This window comes from Pseudomonas sp. GM78, assembly GCF_000282475.1.
Lineage (GTDB): Bacteria > Pseudomonadota > Gammaproteobacteria > Pseudomonadales > Pseudomonadaceae > Aquipseudomonas.
This window is the reverse complement of sequence record NZ_AKJF01000158.1, coordinates 1-6,277: the sequence shown is the minus strand read 5'-3', so window position 1 is coordinate 6,277 and position 6,277 is coordinate 1. Positions and strand designations below refer to the sequence as shown.

At 61.1% G+C, this 6,277-nt stretch carries 6 protein-coding genes; 2 read left to right on the top strand and 4 right to left on the bottom strand.

The window, feature by feature from the left end:
- Nucleotides 1–115: 115 nt before the first annotated feature.
- The 4 genes from PMI35_RS07210 to PMI35_RS07225 form a co-directional block, all read right to left on the bottom strand.
- Nucleotides 116–496 carry a RidA family protein gene (locus PMI35_RS07210; RefSeq protein ID WP_032831931.1) on the bottom strand — a complete coding sequence of 127 codons (381 nt, stop codon included), beginning with the start codon at nt 494–496 and terminating at the stop codon, nt 116–118.
- 97 nt (nt 497–593) lie between these two features.
- Complete coding sequence (locus tag PMI35_RS07215) at nt 594–3,404, bottom strand: amino acid adenylation domain-containing protein (RefSeq protein WP_008063660.1); 2,811 nt, start codon at nt 3,402–3,404, stop codon at nt 594–596.
- Between the two features lie 87 nt (nt 3,405–3,491).
- Nucleotides 3,492–4,364, bottom strand: a complete 873-nt coding sequence (locus PMI35_RS07220; RefSeq protein ID WP_008063659.1) for a mechanosensitive ion channel family protein — start codon at nt 4,362–4,364, stop codon at nt 3,492–3,494.
- 94 nt (nt 4,365–4,458) lie between these two features.
- Nucleotides 4,459–5,271: an AraC family transcriptional regulator gene (locus tag PMI35_RS07225; protein WP_008063658.1), complete on the bottom strand. Its 813-nt coding sequence runs from the start codon at nt 5,269–5,271 to the stop codon at nt 4,459–4,461.
- Between the two features lie 132 nt (nt 5,272–5,403).
- Here PMI35_RS07225 and PMI35_RS07230 point away from each other — a divergent pair, with 132 nt between their 5' ends.
- Together PMI35_RS07230 and grxC are read left to right on the top strand one after the other, a co-directional pair.
- Complete coding sequence (locus PMI35_RS07230) at nt 5,404–5,922, top strand: carboxymuconolactone decarboxylase family protein (protein ID WP_008063657.1); 519 nt, start codon at nt 5,404–5,406, stop codon at nt 5,920–5,922.
- Nucleotides 5,923–5,949: 27 nt separating this feature from the next.
- Nucleotides 5,950–6,201 carry a glutaredoxin 3 gene (grxC, locus tag PMI35_RS07235; protein WP_008063656.1) on the top strand — a complete coding sequence of 84 codons (252 nt, stop codon included), beginning with the start codon at nt 5,950–5,952 and terminating at the stop codon, nt 6,199–6,201.
- The last annotated feature ends 76 nt before the right edge of the window (nt 6,202–6,277 follow it).

The following is a 6,277-nucleotide window of genomic DNA, read 5'->3' as shown; positions in this document are numbered from 1 at the left end:
AAACCCTAGGTGGCCGTTACCGAAGGAATGGATATGTACGCCTGAAAGACAATCACCAGCTGTCAGGCCGCCTTCGCCGGCAAGCCTGGCTCCTACAGCGCGCGCTGGGATCAGGTCAGGCCTTGGCAGCCATCGCCGTAACTTCCACACGCATGCCCTCGACCGCCAGCGACGCCACGCCCACAGCCGCACGCACCGGCCACGGTTTGGCGAAGAAACGCTTATACACCTCGTTGAAAGCGGCACGGTCGGCCATGTCGGTGAGGTAGATGGTCAAGTGCAATACGCGGTCCATGGAGCTGCCGGCGCGATCGAGCGCCACTTTCAGCGCCTGCAGGGTGCACTCGCTTTGCAGAGTGATATCGCCCAGTTCAAGGCTGCCATCGGCACGGGTCGGGATCTGGGTGGAGACCAGCATGCCGCCGAAACCGGCGACGTCGGAGGAGATGGAGTCCGCATCGGGATCGGGAACGAAGGTCAGGTCTTGGTTTGCCATGGGGGTCTCTTGCTTGAGGTGGTAAGGCGGCGTCGCCCGCATGCCAGCCTAGGCAGTCATGCGGCAACGCCTGTTGCGCGAACAGTTTACGGAACCGTCACGCCACCCGCTCGATTTTATCCGCACGACGCTTCTTGGCATCAAAGTTTCCGCGCAGCAACACCCAGCGCACGACCTTGTTCCAGGCATACGCCACCACGACGCCACCGACCACGGCGAAAACCACCCCGAGCAGCGGATGATCACCGATGCGCCGGGCCACCGAATGGAACTGGAAGTGCGTCAGGTAGATATACAGCGTCGAGGAGGCAATCAATGCCATGCCCCGCGCCAGCAGGCCGGGGACGGGAATCGACCGGACCCAGATCACCAGCAGCGTGGCCGGCACGGCGACATCGATGTGGCTCCAGATGTCGGCGGCAAGCGGCCCGAATCCCAGCATCGCCTGCATATCCTGCCAACCCACCACCAGGAGGGCAACGAGCGTGACGATCCACTTCTGGGTAGTAGAGCTGGCACTGTGAATGGCCATGCCGAGCACCATGATCGCCAGGTAATGCTGTGGCACCCGATTGAACAGCGCGCTCGCATCGAACACATAGTGACTGATCAGCACATCAATCAGCGCCAACACGCATGCCGCCATGACAAAACAACGAAACGGGTCGGCACTGATGATGTTCCTGACACGCTCGAACGACAGTACGAACCCGATGATCAACAGCATCTGCACCAGTACTTCTATGTACCAGTAGACGAAGTTGCCGATCTGGTTGGGCGAATACCAATTGGAAATCAGCAACAATGATTGCCAATGCACCGTGTCGAACACCACCTGCACCAACACCGTGTACAGGATCGTGGGCACCGCGATAGTGGCTACGGACTTGACCAGCGTGCGCACGCTACCGGACTCATTGATGGCCTTTAATTGAAACCTTGCCAGGCTGAACCCGGAAACCAGGAACAGGGCCATTGTTTCGCCGAACATCGGCCAATGTGCAGTCACCTGAAAATGCCCCATCACAATCAACACGATGGAAACCACGCGTATAAACACCGGCACTTCCATTGCCCTGATCGAAAACCTCGAAGCCTTGGTGTCGCTGGCCAGTTCACACAACTCCAGTACCGGGATCATTTCCCATTGATCGGGTAGATGACCTATAAGCTCTTCCAGCGCCATCGAAGCCTGGACGAACGAGAGCGAATCCCCGCCCAGCTCCACGAACGTCAACGCTGGATCGATGCGCGGCACTTCCAGGATTTCGGCCCAGGCCTGCGTCAACTTGAGCGCCAGCGGCGACAGGTCCTGGCTGGCAGTGACCGGTGCCGCCTGCTTGTCGACAAGCGCCTGCAACGCCCGCTTGTCGATTTTGCCGTTCGGCGTCAATGGAATCGTCTCCACGAACACGAACAACGCAGGCACCATGTAGTCAGGCAACTGCTGCCCCACTTGCTCACGCAGTTCAACCGTTGAAACAGGCTTGGCCGAAACGCAACAGGCCACCAGTTTCACGTTCGATCGGTCGTTGTTGGCCAGCACCACGCACTGTTTGATCCGCGGATGCCTTGAGATCGAGGTTTCGATTTCGGCCAGTTCGATGCGATGGCCGCGAATCTTCACCTGGCTATCGCCACGCCCGCGGAACATGACACTGCCGTCGGCAAGATAAGTGCCCAGGTCGCCGGTCCGGTAGCAGATATCACCCTCGGCACGGGTGAAGGGATTGACCACGAACTTTTCCCGGGTCATTGCCGGGTCACCGTAGTAACCCAGGGACAGAAACGGACTGCGGATCAGGATTTCCCCGACTTCGCCTTCGCCGACCAGCTGATTGGCCTCATTGACCAGCAACAGTTGCGCGCCCTCGATCCCCTTGCCCAGCGGGATCTTGGCATTGTCTAGCGCGGGATCGACTTGATGGTAAGCCATCGCCTGCGGCGTTTCGGTGGTGCCATAGAAGTTGACGCTGATGGCGTTGGGGGCGATGGCGCGGATTTGCTGGTAAAGGGTGCTGCTCAAGGCATCCCCACCCCAGAACAGGTAGCGCAGCTCACTGAACTGCAATCCACTGATTTTCGCCCCGGTTTCAATGAGTTTGCCCAGGGGTGGCGTGAGGTGAATGATCGAGATCCCATGCTGCTGTATCCACCTCGCCAAGGCGACTGGATCGATCACGGTCGACTGGGCCGGGATGATGACTTTCGCGCCAATGGAGAGTGGCGTGAACACGTCCCTGTAGACCGGGTCGTGGCCCAGCCCCGACAGCAGGGAAAAGCAACTGTCCCGGGTCAACGAGTGACGCTGGCTGTGCCATTCGATGAAATGCACCAAGGGCGCGTGATGGGTGACAACCCCCTTCGGCTCGCCGGTACTGCCCGAGGTGAAGGTGATATAGGCCGGGTGTGCGGGGTTGACCTCGGGCAAGGCCCTTGGCTCGACGGCGAACGCCTTCAGCGCGTCGCCGGGCAACTCCGGTACCTTGACCACGCATACGCCGGACGCACGCTGCGAATCGAGCTCGAAGGTTGCCTCGCCGCATACCAGGACCAAGGTCGGCGTGAGCACCTGGATGATCTGTTCGATGCGCGCACGGGGATAGGCCATGTCGGCCACGGTGAACGTCAAGCCGGCGCGCGAGGCGCCGAGCATGGCGTAGACCAGGCCGGCACAGCGACTGGAGACGATCACGACCCGGTCGGATGCCCTCGCGCCCTGCTCCAGCAGAAAGCTGGCAAGGCGCTGGCTGATCGCGTCAAGTTCACCGTAGCTGCACGTGGCCTCTTGGGAAACCACGGCCACGGCATCGGGGGTATGTTCAGCGTGCTGCAGGAAGTCCGTGAATATCGGACGTTCGACACAATACGCCAGATCCAGCGTCGGGTTTGGGCGCGCATCCTGCATGTTATTGGTTGACTCCCCATGGCCTGTAAGACACGACGGCAGGCTCTTGGCGGCCTGTCTCAAAAGACCGCCATGAGCCCGGCTCCTTCACTGTTTTGTCAACGCCTCTGGTAACGCGGCGCCTTGCTGGAAGATCACTGTCTGCGCTGGCATCGGAGCCGGGAAGCCCGCTTCGCCGAGGGCGTCCTTGATGGTGCGGTTGGTATCGAAATACACCTGCCAGTAATGCTCATTGTGGCAATAAGGCCGCACCGCCAGCACCGGGCCGACCAGGTTGAACTCGAGAATCTCCACATCCACGGCAGGCTCGGCCAGCACATTGGGGATGGCCGCGATGCGTTCCTTGAGCAAGGCCGCCGCGGCTTTCCAGTCGGCCGCGCCAGACAGCTGCGCCTTGAGTTCGACGCGGCGGAACGGATTGTGGGTGAAGTTCTGGATGTTATCGCTGAAGATCTTGTTGTTGCCCACCAGGGTCAGCACGTTGTCCGGGGTGTTGATCGCCGTCGCGAACAGGCCGATCTCGGTGACGGTACCGACCACCCCGCCCGCACTGATGAAGTCGCCGACCTTGAATGGACGCAAGACAATGATGAAGGCACCGGCCGCCAGGTTGGCCAGCAGCCCGGACCAGGCCATGCCGATTGCCAGGCCGACCGCGGCCAGCAGCGCCGCGAACGTGGTGGTCTGCATGCCGAGGTAACCGAGGATGCCGATCACCAGAATGATGTTCAGCGTCACGGTGATCGCCGAGCCCACATAGCGCAGCACCGTCGGGTCGACCTTCTGCTTGCTCAACGCCTTCTGCACCATGCCGACGGCAAAGCCGATCAGCCAGCGTCCGACGATCCAGAAGGCGATGGCGGTCAGCAGCTTGACCGCGAACGCGGCGCCATAGGCCTGGACCACGGCAATCAGGGCGTTGAACTTCTGGGTGGTGACGTTAACGATTGTCTCGTCCATGGCAGAGGCTCGCAAATGAGAGATTCACCCCAAGACGCTAGCACAGCTCTCGTAGCCCGCCAGTCCGCCGGCTAACAGGCGCAGTCGTGTGCCTTTATCCTCGCCATTGCCGGGGACTGACCCCGGTCTTGCGACGAAAAGCCCGGGCCAGTGCCGAAGGGCTTTCATAACCGACCTCTTCGGCGATCAAGGCAATGGGCTTGCCTTCACGCAGGCGTTTTTGCGCCAGGCTGATACGCCAGCTCACCAGATAATCCACCGGGGCCTGCCCGACCACCCGCTTGAAGTGCTCGGCGAAACTGGCCCGGGACATGTTGGCCGCCACCGACAGTTCGGCCACGCTCCAGGCCTTGCCGGGCGATTCGTGCATGAGGTTCAAGGGGCGTGCCAGGCGAGGATCGGCCAGGCCCGCCAGCATGCCAGGCGATTGATTGCGACTGCTCAGCATGTGCCGCAGCAACAGGATCACCACTAGCTCGAACAGCCGGTCCATCACCGCCTCGCGGCCACAGGTACCGTCGAAGGCTTCGTTGAACAACCATTGCAACGTGTTGGCCAGGGCCGGAATTTCATCCAGCTTCAGCACCAGGTAATCCGGCAGCGCCGTGGCGAGGGCGTTGCCCGCGCCGCCGTCGAAGTCCAGGGTCGCGCACACCAGTTGCGTATCGCTGTCCTGCGGGGCAAGCAGGCGGTGGCGATATGGCCGGGGGAAAAAGATCAGCGTCGGTTCGGTGATATGCAGTTCACGGTCGTCCGCGAGCCGCAGGGACAACTCGCCCGCCTGGAGCAAATGCAAATGACCGCAGGCCTGGCTGCCATCGAACGCCGTCGTGCCGCAAAACGTACCGCTGTGAAAGGTCCCGGCATTGACGCCGAAATGCGCAAGCAAGGTGGACAAGCGATCCATGAAGGGCCTCCGGCGGCAGTTCTGGACGATCTGTCGCATATCGTCGACGATTTGCACCCAATAGACCAGCCCGAATCAATAGCATCCACTCCGTACCCAGCGCTTGTCGCGCATCAACCACGGAGAATCACCATGCCACGCATCAACCCTGTCAGCCTCGAACACGCCTCCGAGTCCACCCGCCCGTTGCTCGACGGCGTACAGAAGAAAATCGGCTTCCTGCCCAACGTGTTCCGGGTCCTGGCCCACGCCCCCGCGGTACTGGCCTCCTACCTGCAGAACTCGGCGGCCTTGGGCAAGACATCCTTGAGCGCCACCCAGAAGGAAGCGATTTTCCTCGCCACCTCCCAGGTCAACGGCTGCGACTACTGCCTGGCGGCGCACACGCTGTTTGCCGGTAAGGCGGGGCTTTCCAGCGAGGAAATCCTCAGGGCCCGTGAAGGACAGCTCGATGCCTATGCGTTGCTCGCCCGGCAAATCACCGAAAGTCGCGGCCACCTGGCTAGCGAGCAAATTGCCGCGGCCCGCGCTGCTGGAATCGATGACGCGAAAATCATCGAAGTGATCGCCCATGTCGCTTCGCAAACGCTGACCAACTACCTGAACAACGCCGCCCTGACCGAGATCGACTTTCCGGCGATCGACGCCTGACCCACCCTGCTGCAGAGGATCGATTTGATGAAGACGGTAACCATGTACACCACCGACACCTGCCCTTACTGCCGCAGCGCCAAGGCGTTGCTGGCCGGCAACGGCGTGACGCCCCGGGAGATCAACGTTCAGCACTCGCCCGGCAAGCTTGAAGAAATGCTCAGCCGCAGTGGCCGGCGCAGTGTGCCGCAGATTTTCATCGGCGACACGCACATCGGCGGCTTCGACGACCTGGCCAGACTGGATCGCCAGGGTGGCCTGGTGTCGATGCTGGCCTGACCCCTGTAGGAGCTGTCGAGTGAAACGAGGCTGCGATCTTTTGATCCTGAACAATCAAGGTCAAAAGATCGCAGCC